Source organism: Actinomadura graeca (assembly GCF_019175365.1).
GTDB classification, from domain to species: Bacteria; Actinomycetota; Actinomycetes; order Streptosporangiales; family Streptosporangiaceae; genus Spirillospora; species Spirillospora graeca.
In genome coordinates this window covers 2,741,079-2,761,156 of sequence record NZ_CP059572.1, presented here as the reverse complement: position 1 = coordinate 2,761,156, position 20,078 = coordinate 2,741,079, and the positions used below count along the sequence as shown (strand labels likewise).

15 protein-coding genes are annotated in these 20,078 nt (G+C 73.8%); 12 read left to right on the top strand and 3 right to left on the bottom strand.

Going from position 1 to position 20,078, the window contains the following annotated elements:
* The first annotated feature begins 152 nt into the window (after positions 1-152).
* Positions 153-1,157, top strand: coding sequence for a glycosyltransferase family 2 protein (locus AGRA3207_RS12135; RefSeq protein WP_231334705.1), 1,005 nt, complete (start codon positions 153-155; stop codon positions 1,155-1,157).
* Positions 1,158-1,159: 2 nt separating this feature from the next.
* Here AGRA3207_RS12135 and AGRA3207_RS12130 read toward each other — a convergent pair whose 3' ends face one another.
* Entirely contained in the window at positions 1,160-1,993 is an 834-nt protein-coding gene (locus AGRA3207_RS12130) for a glycosyltransferase family 2 protein (protein WP_231334704.1), read from the bottom strand.
* A gap of 44 nt (positions 1,994-2,037) precedes the next feature.
* Here AGRA3207_RS12130 and AGRA3207_RS12125 point away from each other — a divergent pair, with 44 nt between their 5' ends.
* The 11 genes from AGRA3207_RS12125 to AGRA3207_RS12075 all read left to right on the top strand — a co-directional run bounded on the left by AGRA3207_RS12125 (position 2,038) and on the right by AGRA3207_RS12075 (position 17,528).
* Complete coding sequence (locus AGRA3207_RS12125) at positions 2,038-2,649, top strand: acyltransferase (RefSeq protein WP_231334703.1); 612 nt, start codon at positions 2,038-2,040, stop codon at positions 2,647-2,649.
* A gap of 202 nt (positions 2,650-2,851) precedes the next feature.
* The gene (locus tag AGRA3207_RS12120) at positions 2,852-7,711 is read left to right on the top strand and encodes a DUF4082 domain-containing protein (RefSeq protein ID WP_231334702.1); all 4,860 of its coding nucleotides are present in this window, start codon (positions 2,852-2,854) and stop codon (positions 7,709-7,711) included.
* A gap of 16 nt (positions 7,712-7,727) precedes the next feature.
* On the top strand, positions 7,728-8,783 hold the full coding sequence (locus AGRA3207_RS12115) for a Gfo/Idh/MocA family protein (RefSeq protein ID WP_231334701.1): 1,056 nt from the start codon (positions 7,728-7,730) through the stop codon (positions 8,781-8,783).
* On the top strand, positions 8,780-9,811 hold the full coding sequence (locus AGRA3207_RS12110) for an NAD-dependent epimerase/dehydratase family protein (protein WP_231334700.1): 1,032 nt from the start codon (positions 8,780-8,782) through the stop codon (positions 9,809-9,811). Before AGRA3207_RS12115 ends, AGRA3207_RS12110 begins: the two co-directional genes overlap by 4 nt.
* Positions 9,808-10,998, top strand: coding sequence for a glycosyltransferase (locus AGRA3207_RS39800; RefSeq protein WP_273700032.1), 1,191 nt, complete (start codon positions 9,808-9,810; stop codon positions 10,996-10,998). Before AGRA3207_RS12110 ends, AGRA3207_RS39800 begins: the two co-directional genes overlap by 4 nt.
* Complete coding sequence (locus AGRA3207_RS12100; RefSeq protein WP_231334699.1) at positions 10,995-12,113, top strand: DegT/DnrJ/EryC1/StrS family aminotransferase; 1,119 nt, start codon at positions 10,995-10,997, stop codon at positions 12,111-12,113. Before AGRA3207_RS39800 ends, AGRA3207_RS12100 begins: the two co-directional genes overlap by 4 nt.
* On the top strand, positions 12,110-13,333 hold the full coding sequence (locus tag AGRA3207_RS12095) for a glycosyltransferase family 4 protein (RefSeq protein ID WP_231334698.1): 1,224 nt from the start codon (positions 12,110-12,112) through the stop codon (positions 13,331-13,333). The genes AGRA3207_RS12100 and AGRA3207_RS12095 overlap by 4 nt, the downstream gene beginning before the upstream one ends.
* Positions 13,330-14,787 (top strand): lipopolysaccharide biosynthesis protein, encoded by a 1,458-nt coding sequence (locus AGRA3207_RS12090; RefSeq protein WP_231334697.1) that lies wholly within the window; start codon positions 13,330-13,332, stop codon positions 14,785-14,787. The genes AGRA3207_RS12095 and AGRA3207_RS12090 overlap by 4 nt, the downstream gene beginning before the upstream one ends.
* On the top strand, positions 14,780-15,442 hold the full coding sequence (locus AGRA3207_RS12085) for an acetyltransferase (protein WP_231334696.1): 663 nt from the start codon (positions 14,780-14,782) through the stop codon (positions 15,440-15,442). Before AGRA3207_RS12090 ends, AGRA3207_RS12085 begins: the two co-directional genes overlap by 8 nt.
* Positions 15,439-16,545, top strand: a complete 1,107-nt coding sequence (locus tag AGRA3207_RS12080) for a DegT/DnrJ/EryC1/StrS family aminotransferase (protein WP_231334695.1) — start codon at positions 15,439-15,441, stop codon at positions 16,543-16,545. The genes AGRA3207_RS12085 and AGRA3207_RS12080 overlap by 4 nt, the downstream gene beginning before the upstream one ends.
* A gap of 14 nt (positions 16,546-16,559) precedes the next feature.
* The gene (locus AGRA3207_RS12075) at positions 16,560-17,528 is read left to right on the top strand and encodes a right-handed parallel beta-helix repeat-containing protein (protein ID WP_231334694.1); all 969 of its coding nucleotides are present in this window, start codon (positions 16,560-16,562) and stop codon (positions 17,526-17,528) included.
* Here AGRA3207_RS12075 and AGRA3207_RS12070 read toward each other — a convergent pair.
* Both AGRA3207_RS12070 and AGRA3207_RS12065 read right to left on the bottom strand, forming a co-directional pair.
* Entirely contained in the window at positions 17,519-18,895 is a 1,377-nt protein-coding gene (locus tag AGRA3207_RS12070; protein ID WP_231334693.1) for an O-antigen ligase family protein, read from the bottom strand. The genes AGRA3207_RS12075 and AGRA3207_RS12070 overlap by 10 nt on opposite strands.
* Positions 18,896-18,902: 7 nt before the next feature.
* On the bottom strand, positions 18,903-20,075 hold the full coding sequence (locus AGRA3207_RS12065; protein WP_231334692.1) for a hypothetical protein: 1,173 nt from the start codon (positions 20,073-20,075) through the stop codon (positions 18,903-18,905).
* Between the last annotated feature and the right edge of the window lie 3 nt (positions 20,076-20,078).

The following is a 20,078-nucleotide window of genomic DNA, read 5'->3' as shown; positions in this document are numbered from 1 at the left end:
CTGCGGACGGAATCTCCGCAGCTCAGATGGACATGAGGCGATAAGTTACGACAAGGTTGGTCACTCTGACCACGACCGGTCAGCATCCGGGTCGCGGCGGGTGCGATGGTGCACGCTGTCAACCAGCTTTGGACGGTCCGGGGGAGGATGCGGTGCGGCCCGATCTCAGCGGTACCACGTTCCTCGGCGCGGACGCCCCCGTGCCGGAGGGCGAGGGCGTCTCGATCATCGTCCTGACCTACCGCAGCGCCCGCTACATCGGCGACTGCGTGGCGGCGCTGCGGCACGCGGCCGGGCGGTATCCGGCGGAGCTGATCATCGTCGACAACGACTCGGGCGACGAGACGCCGGACGTGGCGCGGGCGGCGGCGCCGGACGCGCGGGTCATCGAGACCGGCCACAACGGCGGGTTCGCGCACGGCTGCCATGCCGGCGCCGAGCGCGCCCGGTTCCCCTGGCTGATGTTCGTCAACCCCGACACCGTGCCCGCGCCCGGCAGCGTCGAGGCGCTGCTGGACTGCGCGCGCTCGGACCCGGCGATCGGGATCGCGGGCGGGCGGTGCGTCGGGCGCGACGGCTCGGCCGATCCGCGGTCGTGGTGGGGGAGGCCCGGGCTGTGGCCCGCGTTCTGCTTCGCGTTCATGCTGTCGTCGGTGTTCCCGGGCAACCGGATCTTCGACCCCGAGTCGCCGCGGCCCTGGACGGGGGAGGACCAGGTCCGGCGCGTCCCGGTCGTCACCGGCGGGTTCATGCTCGTCTCGCGGCGGGCCTGGGACGAGACCGGCGGGTTCGACAAGGGCTTCTTCATGTACGCCGAGGACGCCGACCTGTGCCTGCGGGCCGCGGCCCGCGGCTACCGGCCGACGGTCACCGGGCGGGGCGTCTACCAGCACGACGTGGGCGGGTCGTCCAGCAGCATCGGCAAGCTGGTGCTGCTGTTCACCGGCAAGGCCACCCTGCTGCGCCGGCACCTTCCGCCCGGCCTCGCCCAGGCCGCCGTCGGCCTGCTCGCGCTCGGCGTCCTCGCGCGGGCGACGCTCAGCCGCCTGCTGTCGGCGCGGCCGGAGCGGCAGGGGCGGGCGACCGCGCGGGGCGAGGACTGGCGCCGCCTGTGGGCGGCACGGCGGGAGTGGCTGCCCGGGTGGCCGCGGCGGTGAGGTCAGGTGCGGCTGCTCTCGTCCCGCTGCCAGGTGCCGTAGTCGCCCTTGCGGCGGGACCTCCGGGCGCGGGCCAGGACCGTCACCGACAGGAAGACGGCCATGTGCGGGGCGAGGCGCGGCTCGTGCCGGACCATCGCGACGAGGTCGGACGGGCGGGTGCGGGCCGATCCGCCGGGCTGGCCGAGCTCGGCCTCCTCCAGCTGCTCGACGCCCGCGGCGGCGCGCTCCCTGCGGCGCAGCAGGTCACCGAGGGTGCGCGGGGGGTGCACGACGACGACGGCGGAGTCGACGACGGCCCGCTCGGAGGCGCCGAAGGCCAGCGAGGACGCCAGGTCGTCGGCGATCACGCGGGGGAGCGCGGCGAGCCGGGCGTGGCCCGCCTCGGTGACGCCGACGACGCCGCGGCCGAACAGCCCGCGGCGCACCTCGGGCAGCCGCGTCCACACCCGGTAGTAGGAGCGGACGGGCCAGGCCCGGCCCGTCATGTCCAGGCGGCGGGACGGCGCCGCCGCGGCCACTTCCGGCCGGTCGAGGGCCTGCGCGAGCGCCCGCACGTCGGCGGTGCGCAGCTCCACGTCGGCGTCGACGTACAGGCGGGGGAAGCCGCGGGCGGCCTCGTCGCCGAGCCGCAGCGCCGCCGCCTTGGACGCCTCCGGCGACTCCACCACCCGGACCGGAGGGCCGTAGGAGCCCGCGACCTGGGCGGTCTCGTCGGTGCAGCCGTTCGGCACCACCACGATGTCGAACTCGCCGGGCTCGGCGGCCTCCAGCAGCCCGTCCAGCAGGCGGCCGATGACGCGGGCCTCGTTGTGCGCGGGGATCACGATGCTCACCACAACGGCAGAGTATGAACCAGTCACCTTCCGGAGGCACCTTGATGGGCGAAGCCCGCATCCTTCCCAGCGCGGACGTCGACGAGCGCGCGACCCTCGGCGGCGGCACCACGATCTGGCATCTGGCGCAGGTGCGCGAGGACGCGGTCCTCGGCCGTGACTGCATCGTGGGGCGCGGCGCCTACGTCGGCCCGGGGGTCCGCATCGGCGACCGGGTCAAGCTCCAGAACCACGCGCTGGTCTACGAGCCCGCGGTGCTGGAGGACGGGGTGTTCATCGGGCCCGCCGCCGTGCTGACCAACGACCTGTACCCGCGCTCGGCGGACGTGGACGGCGGCCTCAAGCGCCCCGGCGACTGGGACGCGCTCGGCGTCACGGTCCGGGAGGGCGCCTCGGTCGGCGCGCGGGCCGTCGTCGTCGCCGGGCGGACGATCGGCCGCCACGCCCTCGTGGGCGCGGGCGCGGTGGTCACCCGGGACGTCCCGGATTTCGCGCTCGTGGTGGGCAGCCCCGCGAAGCGGATCGGATGGGTCGGCCGCGCCGGGGAGCCGCTGAAGCCCGAAGGCGACGGCCGATGGCGCTGCCCGCGCACCGGAGAGGAGTACGCCGAAAAGGACGGAGCCTCCGGCGGACGCCTGATCTTGCTGAACAGGTGACGCAGGTGTACCGCCGAGGCCACCACCGGCCAATCCGGCATCGCCCCGTGCGGCCCACCTTATAGTCGGAGTGCTTTCGCCGGGCCGGCTATTTGCCGGCCTGTTTCATCGAAAGCGGGCCGGGGGTCTCGTTCAGGGGAGCCCCGGTTCTTGTGGCGGGGGCGGAGCCTTGAGGGGCACTAATGGTCTGGTCGAGGGTGTCGTGAATCGGGGCGGGAAGCAGCGGGCGAGCCGGGTGACGGTGCTGTTGCTGCTCGTGTCCGGGCTGGTGGTGACGGGGCTGGCCGCGCTGGGCCAGCCGGCCGTGCTGGCGGCCGCCGGTCCGTGCGACAGCGGCGGAAATCCGATCGCGTGCGAGAATTCCAAGCCTGGTTCGCCGTCGTCGGAGTGGGAGAAGATCTCCGGTGGCGGGCAGACCATCGAAGGTTTCTCAGCGAACTTCAGTGTCAATGTCGGTCAGCAGGTCCAGTTCAAAGTGAACACGCCCGCGAGCCGGTACTCGATCGACATTTACCGGATGGGCTATTACGGCGGCAACGGCGCGCGGAAGGTCGCCTCGGTGACGCCCTCGGCCGCGCTGCCGCAGCGCCAGCCGTCCTGTCTCACCGACGATGCCACCGGTCTCATCGACTGCGGCAACTGGGGCGTGTCGGCGAGCTGGCAGGTTCCGGGCGACGCGGTGTCCGGCGTCTACTTCGCGCACATCTCCCGCACCGACGGGGCCAACGACGACAACCACATCATGTTCGTCGTCCGCAACGACGCGAGCCATTCCGACGTGCTGTTCAAGACGTCCGACACGACCTGGCAGGCGTACAACAGGTGGGGCGGCAACAGCCTGTACTTCGGTGACAGCACCGCCGCGCCGGGACGGGCCGTCAAGGTCAGCTACAACCGCCCGTTCGACACGCGCGAGGGCACCCCGTGGGGGCGTGACTTCGTCTTCGCCAACGAGTACCCGATGATCCGCTTCCTGGAGTCGAACGGGTACGACGTCAGCTACATGGCCGGCGCCGACGCCGACCAGCGCGGCCCGCTGCTGAAGAACCACAAGACGTTCCTGTCGGTCGGGCACGACGAGTACTGGTCGGGCGCCGAGCGCGCCAACGTGGAGGCCGCCCGCGACGCGGGCGTCCACCTGGCCTTCTTCAGCGGCAACGAGGTGTTCTGGAAGACGCGCTGGGAGAACGGCACCGGCGGCGCCGCCTACCGGACGCTGGTGACCTACAAGGAGACCCGCGCCAACGCCAAGACCGACCCGACGAGCACGTGGACGGGCAGCTGGCGCGATCCCCGGTTCAGCCCGCCCTCGGACGGAGGACGTCCCGAGAACGGGCTGACCGGCACGATCTGGACGGTGAACTGCTGCGGCGTGGCGCTCAAGGTCCCCGAGGCGGACGGCAAGATGCGGCTCTGGCGCGGCACACCCGTCGCGGAGCAGGCGTCGGGGACGACGATGACGCTCGCCGACCAGACCGTCGGGTACGAGTGGGACGAGGACCTCGACAACGGCGCCCGCCCGGCGGGCCTGTTCCGGATGTCGACGACGACGGCGGACGTCCCCGAGAAGCTCATCGACTACGGCCTCAACGTCGCGCCGGGCAGGGCGACGCACTCCCTGACGATGTACCGGGCGCCGAGCGGCGCGCTGGTGTTCGGCGCGGGGACGGTCCAGTGGTCGTGGGGGCTGGACGCCGAGCACGACAAGCCGTCCGAGGCGCCCTCGTCGCCCGACCCGCGGATCCAGCAGGCGACGATCAACCTGTTCGCCGACATGGGCGTGCAGCCGTACCAGCTCCTCGACAGCAGCCTGAAGCGCGCGACGGCCTCGACCGACCACACCGCGCCGGTGTCCACGGTCTCCTCGCCGGTGGCGAACACGCAGATCGTGAACGGCCGGACGGTGACCGTCACCGGGACGGCCACCGACGGCGGCGGCGGGCGGGTCGCCGGAGTCGAGGTGTCCACCGACAACGGCGCGTCGTGGCATCCCGCGACCGGCCGGGCGAGCTGGACCTACAAGTGGGACGCGACCGGCAACGGCCCGGTGGCGATCAAGACGCGCGCGGTGGACGACAGCGGCAACATCGAGACCCCGGGCGCCGGGACGGCGGTGGCCGTGGGCTGCCCCTGCCGCCTGTTCGGGGACTCGGTCGTCCCGGCGACGCCCGCCGACAGCGACACGGTGTCGCTGGAGGCCGGGGTGAAGTTCAAGTCGGCGGTGTCCGGCTGGGTGACCGGCGTCCGGTTCTACAAGGGCACCGGCAACACCGGGACGCACACCGGGACCCTGTGGAAGGCCGACGGCACGAAGCTGGCCTCCACGACCTTCACCGACGAGACCGCGACGGGCTGGCAGACGGCCATGTTCCCGATCGCGGTGCAGATCGACGCGGGCGCGACGTACGTGGTGTCCTACTTCGCGCCGAACGGCCACTACGCGGCCGACGGCAACTTCTTCGCGATCAACGCGCTCGAACGTCCGCCGCTGACCGCGCCGAAGGCGGAGCCGGACGCCGGGAACGGCGTCTACCGGTCGGGCAGCAGCGGCTTCCCCACCTCGACCTACAGCGGCGGCAACTACTACGTGGACCCGCTGTTCGTCACGGTCAAGCCGCCGGACACGATGGCGCCCACCGTCGTGGACAACACCCCGTACGCGGGCTCGTCCAGCGTCAAGACCTCGACGAAGCCGACGGTGACGTTCAGTGAGCCCGTGCAGGCCGGGAGCCCGGTCTTCACCCTGAAGAACGGCACCTCGACCGTCGCGGGGACGGCGAGCCTGGACGCCTCCAGGACCGTCCTGACCTTCACGCCGTCCGCGCAGCTGCCCGACAACACCAAGCTCACGGTGACCGTCACCGGGGGCAAGGACGACGCGGGCAACACCATGCAGGACTTCACCTACTCGTTCACGACGGCCAAGCCGACACCGCAGCCGGGCGCGTGCCCGTGCAGCATCTGGAACGACTCCACGACGCCCGCGGTCGAGGGCGTCAACGACCCCAACGAGCTGGAGCTCGGAGTCCGGTTCACCGCCGACGCCGACGGGTTCGTCAAGGGCGTCCGCTTCTACAAGGGACGCAACAACGACGGGACCCACATCGGCACCCTGTGGACGGCGGGCGGGCAGCAGCTCGCGTCCGCGACGTTCTCCAATGAGTCCACGCTCGGCTGGCAGGACGTCACGTTCTCCACACCAGTCCACGTCACCGCCGGGACGACGTACGTCGCGTCCTACCACACGACCAAGGGCTGGTATTCGGCGAACTACGGCGGCCTGAGCAGCGCGGTCGACAACCCGCCGCTGAAGGCGCTCGCCAGCAGCGACGGCGGGAACGGCGTCTACAAGTACGGCGCGCGCGGATTCCCGAACCAGACGTCCGGCGCGACGAACTACTGGGTGGACGTCGTCTACGACCCGCCGCCGGACACGACGGCCCCGTCCGTCACCGCCAAGCGGCCCGGCAGCGACGCCACCAGCGTCCCCACCGGGAGCAAGATCACCGCGACGTTCAACGAGCCGGTCCGGTCCGGGTCGCCGGTGTTCACCGTGGCGGGTCCCGGCGGGCAGGCCGTCTCCGGCACGGTGGCGCTCGACTCGTCCGGGCGGGTGGCGACGTTCACGCCGTCCTCCGGGCTGGCGGCGGCGACCACCTACACCGCGAGCGTCAGCGGCGCCAAGGACATCGCGGGCAACACGATGTCCGGCACCACGCAGTGGTCGTTCACCACGTCGGGCTCGTGCCCGTGCACGCTGTTCCCCAGCGACGCGGCGCCCGCGACCCCCTCGTCCGGTGACGGCAACTCCCTCGAAGCGGGCGTGAAGTTCACCGCCGACCAGAACGGCTGGATCTCCGGCGTCCGCTTCTACAAGGGCCCGGGGAACACCGGGACGCACACCGGATCCCTGTGGAAGACGGACGGCACCCGTCTCGCCACCGGGACGTTCACCGGCGAGACCACGTCCGGCTGGCAGCGGCTGACGTTCTCCGCTCCGGTGCCGGTGAGCGCCGGCGTCACCTACGTCGCCTCCTACTTCGCACCGAAGGGCAACTACTCGGCCGACGGCGGCTTCTTCGGCAACGCCTACGACAACGCGCCGCTGCACGCCCCGTCCAACGACGCCGCGAGCGGCAACGGGGTCTACGTCTACAGCGCGACCTCGCGGTTCCCGAACCAGACGTACGGCGCCGCGAACTACTGGGTGGACCCGGTGTTCTCGGTCGTCGCGCCTGGCGACACCTCGCCGCCGACCATCGACGTGGTCAGCCCCGCGGACGGCGCGACGAGCGTCCCCCGGGCGGTGCACCCGTCCGTGACGTTCGACGAGGCCGTCCAGGGCGCCACGGTGCAGTTCACGGTGACCGGCCCCGGCGGCGCCGCGGTGCCGGGATCGGTGGCCTACGACCCGGCGACCCGCACGTCCTCCTTCACGCCGGCGTCCGCGCTCGGCTGGCGGACGAAGTACACGGTGAAGGTGGAGGGCGCCAAGGACCTCGCGGGCAACACGCTGGCGTCGGCGCGGACCTGGTCGTTCACCACGGCCAAGCAGACCACGCCGGGCACGTGCCCGTGCTCGGTCTGGGCGGACGAGAGCGCGCCGCAGGTCCCGAGCGTGGACGACAACGGGTCGGTGGAGCTCGGCATGAAGTTCCGCGCCGACTCGGGTGGCTGGGTCACGGGCGTCCGCTTCTACAAGGGCGCGGGCAACACCGGGACGCACACCGGGTCCCTGTGGAAGCCCGACGGGACCAGGCTCGCCACTGCGACGTTCTCGAACGAGTCCGCCGAGGGCTGGCAGGAGGTCACCTTCTCCAGCCCAGTGCAGGTGACGGCCGGGACGACCTACATCGTGTCCTACCTCGCGCCGAACGGGCACTACTCGGCGAACATCGGCGGCTTCGCGAACGCGGGCGTCGACGCCCCGCCGCTGCACGCCCTGCGCGCGGGGGAGGACGGCCCGAACGGCGTGTACGCCTACGGGTCCGGCGGGTTCCCCGGCAACGCGTCCACGTCCAACTACTGGGTCGACGTCGTGTTCACCACCACCCAACCCTGATGAGGAGAACGCCCTGATGGAACCCATCGGCCTGGCGGTGGTCGGCGCCGGATACTGGGGCCCGAACCTCGTCCGGACCGCGCAGGCCACTCCGGCGCTACGGCTGGAGTGGCTGTGCGACCTGGACGAGGAGCGCGCCCGCGCCGTCCTCGGGCCGTACACGACCGTCCGGGCGACCTCGTCGTTCCAGCAGGTGCTGGACGACCCGGACGTGGCGGCCGTCGCGGTCGCCACCCCGGCGGCCACGCACTTCGACCTCGTCCGGGCCGCGCTGGAGGCCGGCAAGCACGTGCTGGTGGAGAAGCCGCTCACCCCCAGCGCCGACGAGAGCGCCAAGCTGGTGGACCTCGCGGAGCGGTCGGGGCTCGTGCTGATGTGCGACCACACCTACTGCTACACCCCGGCCGTCCGGAAGATCCGCGAGCTGATCCACGGCGGGGAGATCGGCGACGTCCAGTTCGTGGACTCGGTGCGGATCAACCTGGGCCTCGTCCAGCCGGACGTGGACGTCCTGTGGGACCTCGCCCCGCACGACCTGTCGATCCTGGACCACGTCCTGCCCGAGGACGTGCGGGTCGAGGCGGTCGCCGCGCGGGGCAGCGACCCGATCGGCGCGGGACGGCTGTGCGTGGCACACCTGTCGGTGCAGCTGTCCACCGGCGTCATGGCGCACGTCCACGTCAACTGGCTCAGCCCCACCAAGATCCGCACGACGGTGATCGGGGGATCGCGCCGCACGATCGTGTGGGACGACCTGAACCCCGTCCAGCGGCTCGCCGTGTACGACCGCGGCGTCGACCGGGCCCCCGCGGGGACCCTCGGCCCCGACGAGCGGCACGCCGCGCTGATCTCCTACCGTGTCGGTGACATCCTCGTCCCGGCGCTGCCCGAGCGGGAGGCGCTGCGCGAGGTCATGGCCGAGCTGGCGGCGGCGATCAGCGAGGGCCGCCCGGCGATGACCGACGGCGGCGCGGGCCTGCGGGTCGTCGCGCTGCTGGAGGCCGCCACCCGCAGCGCCGAGGAGGGCGGCGCGCTTGTTCCCGTGCAGGACGTCACGAAAGGACGCACATGAGCGAAGCGAACCGGGGGGCGCGGGGCCCGGGCCCCGCACAGGCGGGCCACGCGATCGCGGGGACCCGCTGCCTGGTCACCGGCGGCGCGGGGACCATCGGATCCACGGTCGTCGACCAGCTCGCCGCGGCGGGCGCCGCCGAGGTCGTGGTGCTGGACAACCTCGTCCGGGGGCGCCGCGCCAACCTCGCGGCGGCCCTCGCGCAGGACGGCCCGGGGACGGTGCGGCTCGTCGAGGGCGACATCCGCGACCGCGGGCTCGTCCGCTCCCTCATGGACGGGATGGACCTGGTCTTCCACCTGGCCGCCATCCGCATCACCCAGTGCGCGGAGGAGCCGCGGCTGGCGCTGGAGGTCCTCGTCGACGGGACCTACGAGGTGGTGGAGGCGGCCGCCGACGCCGGTGTCCGCAAGGTCGTCGCGTCGTCGTCGGCGTCGGTGTACGGCATGGCGGAGGACTTCCCCACGGCCGAGGACCACCACCCCTACGCCAACGACACCTTCTACGGCGCCGCCAAGACGTTCAACGAGGGGATGCTGCGCAGCTTCCACGCGATGCGCGGCCTGGACTACGTGGCCCTGCGGTACTTCAACGTGTACGGGCCGCGGATGGACGTCCACGGGCTCTACACCGAGGTGCTGATCCGCTGGATGGAGCGGATCGCCGACGGGCGCCCGCCGCTCATCCTCGGCGACGGCGAGCAGACGATGGACTTCGTGTTCACCGAGGACATCGCCCGCGCCAACCTCCAGGCCGCCGAGGCCGACACGACGGACGCGGCGTTCAACATCGGCAGCGGCACCGAGACCAGCCTGCGCGGGCTGGCCGAGGCGCTGCTGCGCATCATGGACGCCGAGGACCTCGGGCTGGAGTTCGGCCCCGCCCGGGCCGTCAACGGGGTGACCCGCAGGCTCGCGGACGTGTCCGCCGCGCGGCGCGACCTCGGCTGGAAGGCGCAGGTGGACCTGGACGAGGGCCTGCGCCGGCTGGTCGAGTGGTGGCGGGCCGCCCGGCGGGAGACCGAGTGATCGTTTACTTCGCGGGGACGCCGTACGACGGCGTGGCCGGCACCGACCGGCAGCTCGCGGACCGGCTGAACGCGCTGCACCCCGTCCTGTACGTCGACCCGCCCGTGTCGCTGCTGACGCCGCTGCTGCGCCCGCATCTCGCGGGAGCGTTCCGCCCGGGGATGCGGCTGCGGCAGGAGCCGTCGGGGGTGTGGCGGATCCGGCCGCGGGTGCTGCCCGGCATGTACCGGCCCGGGATGCACCACGTGACGGCGGCGCTCGTGCGCCGCGCCGCGCGGCGCACCGGGCGGCGCGTGGCGCGCGGGGCGGGCGACCGGGTCGCGGCGGTGGTGGTCGCGACCCACACCGACCTGCTGGACGCGGTGCCGGGCGCGCGGCGGCTGCTGTACGTCACCGACGACCTGGTCGCGGGCGCCGAGCTGATCGGGCTGCCGCGGCGGCGCCTCGCCGCCGCGCGGGACCGGATGGCCGCCCGCGCCGACACCGTCGCGGTGGTGTCGCCGCTGCTGCGCGACCAGTTCGAGGCCCGCGGGATCGACGCCGAGCTCCTCCCGAACGGCTGCGCCCCCGAGGCGTACGAGGGGATCGGCGCCGCGCCCTGGCCGGACGACGTCCCGCGCTTCGACCGTCCCGCCGCCGGGTTCGCCGGGCACATCAACGCGCGGATCGACCTCGGGCTGCTGGAGGCCGTCGCCGGCGAGGGGCACCCGCTGGTCCTCATCGGCCCGCACGACCCCGGCCACCACCCGGCGCGGTTCCGGGCGCTCGTCCGCCGTCCCAACGTCTGCTGGACGGGCCGCAAGAGCTTCGCCGAGCTCCCGTCGTACCTCGGCACGATCCGGGTCGGGCTCACCCCGTACCTGCTGGACGACTTCAACCGCGCGAGCTTCCCCATCAAGACGCTGGACTACCTGGCCGCCGGCCGCGGCGTGGTCTCGACCGACCTGCCCGCGACCCGGTGGCTGCGCGCGTTCCCCGGCGGCCGTGAGCTGATCAGGTCCGAGTCCACCCCGCGCGGGTTCCTGCGCGCGGTGGGGGAGGAGCTGGCCGCCGGGCCCGCGCCGGACCTGGTCGCCCGGCGCCGCGAGTTCGCCGCCGGGCACGACTGGTCGCGGCGCGCCCGGTCGCTGGCCGGGCTCGTCGACCGCGACCCCCTCTCATGCGCTCAGGAGGAACCCGCACCGTGATCCCCGTCATCAAGCCCGTGCTGGGCGAGGAGGAGGCCGCGGCGGTCGCCGAGGCCGTGCGCTCGGGATGGGTGGCCCAGGGGCCGCGCGTCGCCGAGTTCGAGGCCGCGTTCGCCGCGCGCGCCGGGACGGCGCACGGCGTGGCGGTGTCGTCCTGCACCACCGCGCTGCACCTGGCGCTGTTGCTGGCCGGGGTCGGCCCCGGCGACGACGTGGTGGTCCCCTCGCTGTCGTTCATCGCCACCGCCAACGTCGTCCGGCACGCCGGCGCCCGCGTCGTGTTCGCCGACATCGACCCCGCCACCGGGAACATGGACGCCAAGAACGTCGAGGCCGTCCTCACCCCCCGGACCCGCGCGGTGATCCTCGTCGACCAGGGCGGGATCCCCGCCGACCTCGACGCCGTCCGCGCGCTGTGCGACCCGCTGGGGATCACCGTCGTCGAGGACGCGGCGTGCGCCGCCGGCTCGACGTACAAGGACCGGCCGACGGGCGCGGGCGCCGAGCTGGCCGCCTGGTCGTTCCACCCGCGCAAGCTGCTGACGACCGGTGAGGGCGGGATGCTCACCACCCCCGCCGACGCGCTGGCGCGCCGCGCGCGGCGGCTCCGCGAGCACGGCATGAGCGTGAGCGCCGCCGACCGGCACGGCAGCGCGAAGGTCGTCATCGAGGAGTACGACGAGACCGGCTTCAACTACCGGATGACCGACATGCAGGCCGCGATGGGGCTCGTCCAGCTGACCCGCCTCGACGGGGTCGTCGCGCGGCGCCGGGAGCTGGCGGCACGGTACCGGCGGCTGCTCGCCGACCTGCCCGGCGTCGCCTGCGCGGGCGACCCGGCCCACGGCACGACCAACTACCAGTCGTTCTGGATCACGCTGCCGGACGGGTTCGGCGCCGGCCGCGACGAGCTGCTCCAGCACCTGCTGGACGCCGGGATCTCCGCCCGCAGGGGGATCATGGCGGCGCACCGCGAGCGCGCCTACGCCGACGTCGAGGCGGACCTCCCGGCGACCGACCGGTTCACGACCCGGTCGCTGATCCTGCCGCTCTTCCACGACATGACCCACGCCCAGCAGGACCGGGTGGTGGAGGCGGTGGCGGCGCACGCATGAGGATCCTGGTCTACCCGCACGCCATGGAGATCGGCGGCAGCCAGCTCAACGCGATCGAGCTGGCCGGGGCCGTCCGCGACCTCGGGCACGAGGTCGTGGTCGCGGGCGAGCCCGGTCCGCTGGTCGAGCGGGTGCTGGACGCCGGGATCGAGCACGTGCCGCTCGACGCGGGACGGCGCCGCCCGTCCCCGTCGACCGTCCGCTTGCTGGGGCGGCTCGCGGAGGAGCGCGGGTTCGACGTCGTCCACGGCTACGAGTGGCCGCCCGGCGTCGAGGCGTTCTACACCGCGCGGCGCCGCGCGGGGACGGCGGCGGTCTGCACCGTCATGTCGATGGCCGTCGCGCCGTTCCTACCGCCGTCGCTGCCGCTCGTCGTCGGGACCGAGCAGATCCGCCGGGACGTGCTGGCGCGGCGCGGCCGCCGGCCCGGCTCCGTGCACCTGATCGAACCGCCCGTGGACGTGCGCGCCAACGCCCCCGGCCACCCCACCGCCGCGTTCCGTGAGCGGTTCGGCCTCGACAAGGGCCCGCTGGACGTCGTGGTCGTCTGCCGCCTCGTCGCCGAGCTGAAGCTGGAGGGGCTGCTGACCGCCGTCGACGTCGTCGGCGACCTCGCCGCCGGCCTGCCGCTGCGGCTCGTCGTCGTCGGCGACGGGCCGTGCCGCGACCAGGTCGAGGCCCGCGCCGCCCGCGCCAACGCCCGCGCGGGCCGCCGCACCGTCGTGCTCACCGGCCAGCTGGACGACCCGCGCCCCGCCTACGCCGCCGCGACGATCGCGCTCGGCATGGGCGGCTCCGCGCTGCGGGCGCTGGCGTTCGGCCGGCCGTTGATCGTCCAGGGCGAGCGCGGCTACTTCGAGCCGCTCACCCCCGGCACCGCCCCGACGTTCCTCGCGCAGGGCTGGTACGGCGTCGGCGGCGGGGGCGCGGAGCGGCTGGCGGAGATCCTGCGCGACCTGGCCGCCGACGAGGTCCGCCGCAAGGAGCTGGGCGAGTACGGCCGCCGGCTCGTCACCGAGCGGTTCAGCCTCGAACGCGCCGCCCGCGTCCAGGAGGCCGTCTACCGGGAGGCGCTGTCGGCGCCCGGCCGGGCCCGCCGGGACGCGGCGGCCACCGCCGCGCGCGTCGCCGGATACAAGATCGCCCGCAAGGCCCGCAAACTCCGCGGGCCGGTCGCCCGCGACGACTTCAACGCCGTGGCGCGGGGGGAGACCCGGTGACCAGGCTGACCGTCGGCGACGAGGACTCCCTGTTCGGCAAGGCGTCCCGCGCGCTCGGCTGGAGCCTGGTCAACACGGCGGTCGGCCGCCTCGGCACCCTCGCCATCGGCGTCGCGCTCGCGCGGCTGCTCGGCCCGGCCGAGTTCGGCGTGTTCGCGGTCGCGATGGTCGCGCTGCTCGCCGTGCTCAGCTTCCACGAGCTCGGGGTGAGCCTCGCCATCGTCCGGTGGCCCGGCGACCCCCGCGAGATCGCCCCCACCGTCGCGACGATCTCCGTCGCGTCCAGCGCCCTGATCTACGCCGGCTGCTACCTCGGCGCGCCCGCGTTCGCCTCGGCGATGGGCGCGCCCGCCGCGTCCGGCGTCATCCGGCTGCTCGGGCTCAGCGTCGTCGTCAGCGGCCTGGTCGCCGTGCCCGCGGCGCTGCTGCAACGCGGGTTCCGGCAGGATCGCAAGATGCTCGCCGACCAGGTCAACAACTGGGGCGGCGCGATCGTGTCGATCGCGCTCGCCGCGACCGGCATGGGCGCGATGAGCCTCGCGATCGGGCGGCTCGTGGGCTCGGCCGCGTCCGCCGTCCTGCTCGTGCGGGCCTCGCCCGAGCCGCTGCGGTTCGGGTTCGACCGCGGGCGCGCGCGGGCGCTGCTGCGGTTCGGGCTCCCGCTCGCCGGGTCGAGCATCGTGGTGTTCGCCGTCGCGTCCGTCGACCAGCTGGTCGTCGGGAACGTCCTCGGCGCGACCGCCCTCGGCTTCTACGTGCTGGCCTTCAACCTGTCCAACTGGCCGGTGACGATGTTCTCCCAGCCCGTCCGCAGCGTCGCGCCCGCCGCGTTCGCCCGGCTCCAGCACGACCCCCCGGCGCTGCGCGGCGCGTTCCTGTCGACCGCGGGCCTGCTCGCCGGGCTGACGCTGCCCGTCTGCCTGCTGCTGGCGGGCGCCGCCGAGCCGCTGATCCGGCTGGTGTACGGGGACCGGTGGGGCCCGGCGGCGGACGCGCTGCTGTGGCTCGGCATCCTCGGCGGGCTGCGGATCATGTTCGAGCTGGTGTACGACTACTTCGTGGTCCTCGCCCGCTCCCGCGCGGTGTTCACCGTCCAGCTCGTCTGGCTGGTCGCGCTCGTCCCCGCCCTGGTCGCCGGGGCCGAGCTGCACGGCATCCCCGGCGTCGGCGCCGCGCACGTCGCGGTCGCCGCGCTCGTCGTGCTCCCCCTCTACCTGTGGGAGCTGCGCCGGTCCGGGGTGGGCGCGCGGGCCGTCCTCGCGCGGACCGCGCCGCCCGCGCTGATCGCCGCGGCCGTCGGGCTCACCGCCGCCGCCGCGCACGCGACCATCTCCCTGGACATCGCCGCGCTCGCCCTGGCCGGGCTCACCGCCCTGGCGGCGATCGCGCTGCTGTTCCACCGCTCCCGCGGCGCCCTCGGTGGTCTGCGGAACCTGGAGGGCGCCGATGCCTGACATCCACGACCTGGTGATCTACGGCGCGGGCGGCTTCGGCCGCGAGACCGCGCAGGCCGCCACCGCGCTGCCCGGCCGGCGGGTCCTCGGCTTCGGCGACGACGACCGGGGCCGGCTCGGGGAGCTCGTGGACGGGCTGCCGATCATCGGCGGCACCACGGAGGTCGCCGGCATGGAGGCCGGTGTCGTGGTCTCCACCGGCAGCCCCGCCGACTACGACAGCCGCCGCCGGATCGTCGCCCGCCTCGGCCTGCCGCCGCGGCGGTACGCGACGCTCGTCCATCCCGCCGCGTGGATCGCGCCGTCCTCGCGGATCGGGCACGGCACGGTCGTGCTCGCCCAGGCCGTCCTCACCGCCTCCGTGCACGTCGGCGCGCACGTCGCGATCATGCCGCACGTCACGCTGACGCACGACGACGTCATCGACGACTACGTCACCATCGCCGCGGGCGCCCGGCTCAGCGGCGGCGTGCACGTCCGCGCGGGCGCCTACATCGGCACCGGCGCCATCCTCCGGCAGGGCGTCACGATCGGGCCCGGCGCGCTCGTCGGCATGGGCGCGGTCGTCCTGCGGGACGTGCCCGCCGGAGAGGTCTGGGTCGGCTCGCCCGCGCGCTACCTGCGTCCCGCACCGCACCGGAAGGAAGTCCGATGACCGAGGTCCCCTTCGTCGATCTCGCCGCCGCGCACGCCGAGGTCGAGCGCCAGGTCCGCGCGGGGTTCGACCGCGTCATGGCCAAGGGCGCGTTCGTCCAGGGCCCCGACGTGGCCGGGTTCGAACGCGAGTACGCCCACTTCAGCGGCGCCGTGCACTGCGTCGGCCTGGGCAACGGCACCGACGCCCTCGAACTGGCCCTGCGCGCCCTGTTCCACGAGCGGGGGGCCGACGGGCCGGGCGCCGCCACCGACGTCGTCATGCCCGCCAACACGTTCGTCGCGACCGCCGAGGCCGTCGTGCGCGCGGGCGGCCGTCCCGTCCTGGTGGACGTCGATCCCGACGACCTGCTGATCGACCAGGACCTGGCCGCCGCCGCGACGGGCCCGTCCACCGGCGCGATCATCCCCGTCCACCTGTACGGGCGGCTGGCGCCGATGGAACGGCTCCTGGAGCTCGGGCCGCCCGTCCTGGAGGACGCGGCGCAGTCGCAGGGCGCCGTCCGCGACGGGCGGGGCCTCGCCGGCGCCATCGCCGCCACCAGCTTCTACCCCGGCAAGAACCTCGGCGCCTACGGCGACGCCGGCGCCGTCATCACCGGCTCGGACGAGCTGGCGCGGACGGTGCGGCTCATGCGCGACCACGGCAGCGAGCGCAAGTACCACCACGAGATCCTGGGGTTCAACTCACGCCTGGACACCCTCCAGGCGGTCGTCCTGCGCGCGAAGCTGCGCCGCCTGGACGGCTGGAACGAGCAGCGCCGCGCGGCCGCCGCGCGCTACGCTGAACTGCTCGCCGGCATCCCCGGCCTGGTCCTGCCCCGCCCGGCGGGCGGCGAGCACGTCTGGCACCTGTACGTCATCCGTGTCCCGCGGCGCGACGAGGTCGCGGCGCGGCTGGCGGAGCTGGGGATCCGGACGGGCATCCACTATCCGGTCCCCGTCCACCTCCAGCCCGCCTTCCGGCATCTCGGCCACGGCCCCGGGGACTTCCCGGTCGCCGAGGCCGCCGCCGGGCGGATCCTGTCGCTGCCCATGTTCCCGCAGATCACCGAGGAACAGCAGCGCAGGGTCGCCGACGCCCTGCGGAAGATCCTCGGATAGAGGGAGAGACCCCCATGGCTCTGCGCAAGGTCGTGCTCGCGTTCACCGTCGCCGCACTGTGTCTCGGCGCCTGCTCGAACGGCGGTGAGAACAAGCGGGCGGGCACCGCCGCGGCCGCGCGGCCCACGGTGTCCTCACCGGCGGCGCCGTCGGGGCCGACGGTGTCGGTGCCGCCCCTGAAGCTCCGGTCCGCGCCGCCCGCCGGCGGCGAGGGCGCCAGGATCACCTGGCCGAACCTGAAGACGGTCGGGGTGCCGGCCGGGCGGAAGCTCAAGCCGAGCGGCCCCATCACCGTCCGCAAGCGCGGCGCGGTCATCGACGGGCTGCTCGTCCGGACGGAGATCAACGTCGTCGCGAGCGACGTCACCATCCGCAACACCCACCTCATCGGCGCCGGGCAGTGGGGCATCATCCAGCGCAAGGGCGCGTCCGGGCTGCGGGTCGAGAACAGCGAGATCAACGGCGACGGGCGCCGCAAGGTGCAGTACGGCATCGTCAACCAGGGCGGGATGCTCACCGTCCGCAAGACGCACGTCCACACCGTCGCCAACGGCGTCAACACCGACCACGGGCTCATCGAGGACTCCCTGATCGACAAGCTCAAGGAGTTCCCCGGCGACCACGTGACCGGCGTCCAGTCCAACGCCGGGCCCGCGGCCGGGCTGCGCCTCGTCGTCCGCCACAACGTGGTGCTGAACCCCGTCTCGCAGACCTCCGCCATCTCGGTCTACCAGGACTTCGGGCGGGCGCACGACGTGACGATCGACGGGAACCTGCTGTCGGGCGGCGGCTACGCCCTGTACGGCGGGAAGGGCCGCTTCGGCCGCTCGACCAACATCAAGATCACGCGGAACGTCTTCAGCCGCGCGATGTTCAAGAAGAGCGGCTACTTCGGGCCGGTCACCGCGTTCGAGCGGTCCGGCACGGGCAACGTCTGGAGCGGCAACATCTGGGCCGAGACGGGCAAGGCCGTTCAGCCCTGATCTCCGGGGGCGCCGCCGGAGACGGCGGCGCCCCCGAGGGCCCCGTCCTCCCCGTCCTCGCGGGTGAGGCGCCACAGCGCGCCGCAGCAGCCGAGCACCAGGAACGCCAGGGTCGCGACCATCGGGAAGCTGAACGCGTCGAACGTCCCGAACGAGAACAGCGCCACCGCCATCGACGCCGCGAAGCACTGCGCCATGTGCGCGGTCTCGCGGTCGCCGGTGGCCAGGCAGGCGCGGCGCGCCGACCGGGCCAGGATCCAGCCCGAGACCAGCACGACGACCAGCGCGGTCACCCCGACGACCCCCGTCTCCACCAGTGACAGCAGGTACTGGTTGTCGAGGATCCGGTACGTCTGGGGCAGGTAGGTCCCGAAGCCCTGCCCGAACCACGGGCGGTGCGCGAACGACTGGTTGATGACGATGTAGTCGTTGGTGCGGGTGACGGTGCTGGAGTCCGAGCCGATGTCGGACACCAGGCTGGTCAGCGTGCCGATCAGGCCGGGGACGAGGGCGCGCAGCGCGACCATGAACACCCCCAGCACGAGCAGCGCCGTCACCCGCCACACCGCGGGCCAGATCGGCAGCACGACGATGCACACCACCGCGAGCCCCAGCACGGCCGACCGCGACACCGTCATCGGCAGCACCAGCAGGATGACGGAGGCCAGCAGCCAGCGGCGCCCGCGCCGTCCCTCCCCGGCGTACACGGCGCCGTGCAGGGCGAGCGGCAGCAGCATCGCCAGCACGACCCCGAACTCGATCGGGTGGGTCGCGGTCGCCATCGGCCGGTTGAACTCGTCGCGGCTCAGCAGCGAGGTGTAGGACGTGCTGGTCGACAGCCCCGGGAACGCCAGGTGACCGGCGAGGTCGAGGCCGGTGAAGAACTGCACGCAGCCGAGGACGGCGATGAACCCGCCGCCCGCCACGAGCCGCCGCCGCACCGCCTCCAGCCGGTCCAGCCGGGGGATGCCGTCGGCGGCCAGCAGCGCGACCCCCGCCCAGCCCGCCGTCAGGATCAGCCCCCGGTCGGCGGCGTTGGCCTCCAGCCCCGGGAGCTGGCGCTGCATCGCCGCCGCGTAGGAGGCGAGCATCGTGCAGGAGAACAGCACGATGACGCCGCGGACGGGCTGGCGGCCCCGGATCGGCGACGTCCGCGCCGCGATCATGGAGCTCAGGTACCAGCCGAGGCAGAGCACCGCCATGATCCCGGCGGGCGTGCCCGCCGCGCCGAGCGGGCCCACGACGAACCGCGCGGGCACCACCGTGAGCACGAACACGAAAAGGCTGAGCACGGTGACGACGTCCACCTGGCGGATCAGGGGGCGCGTCCCGGGCGGGCTCTCGTCGGGGGCGGTGAGCAGGGCCATCAGCGGTTCAGGCGTCCGGCTCGGACATCTCGGACACGTCGGGCCGCTTGTGCGGGCCGCCGCCGTTGGGCGCGGCCGGCGCCGGGGAACCCAGCAGGCCGTAGGTGTCCGGGGTGTCCGCACCCGTCGCCTTCGGCCTGGCCTTGGGCTTGCGGGCGGGCACCGGCGCGGCCGAGTCGGGGAGGGTCTCGTCGGGCCGCCCCACCGCGCTCATCCGCGGCAGCGCGCCCCGCTTGACCGGCCGGGGCGCGGCCTCCCGGGTGCTCGGCTTGGGCGTCTCCAGCGCGCGCGTCCCGCCGGCGGGCGCCTCCGATGCCTGCGGCTCACGGGTGCGCGGCCCGGTGGGGTGCGGGCCCGAGGACCGCGTTCCGGCGGGGTGCGGACCGGAGGACCGCGTTCCGGCCGGGTGCGGACCGGAGGACCGCGTGGCCGGGACCGAGGGGTCGGGGGCCTGGGATCCGGGGGCCTGGGATCCGGGGGGGCGTTGTGATCCCGGGCCATGCGTGCCAGGGCCCTGCGGGCCGGAGGCCCGCGGTTCCGGACGGTCCTTGGGCGCGTCCGCCCCCGGCCGGCCGCGGCGGCGGCGCTCGGAGAACACCTCGGCGAACAGCGGGACGGCCACGGTGACGACGATCCCCAGGAACAGCGTCATCACCACCAGGCGGATCTTGTCGGTGGCGACCATCGCGGCCTTCGGGCTGGCGCTGATCACGTTCATCTTGATCTGCGCGCGCGGGGCCACGGCCTCCTGTGCCTGGAGCTTCGCCAGCCGCTCCGGGACGGTCGCGAGCAGCGCGTCCAGGGTCGCCTTGGTGCCGGCGGCGTCCGTCCCGGTGACCTCGATGGCCAGAACCGGCCCGGTCGAATCGGGTGCGACCCCCACCATGTAGGTGGCGTTCAGGCCCTTGGCGTGCAGCGCGGCGGCCGTCCGCTCGTCCATCATCTCGCGGCCGACCACCTCGGCGGTGACCGTCAGCGAGCTGTCGAACACCAGCCATGGGTTGCCGCCGGCCTCCTTGGCCTGCACGGGCGAGGCGAGCAGCACCGCGGTCGCCTTCGCCTCGTACTTCCACGGCGTGACCATGGCGATCGCGCCCGAGCCAGCCAATGCCACGAGAAGGAGGGGCACCGTCAGCCACCATCTCCGCAGCAGGGTCCCCACCCAGTCGAGCAGATCCACCGA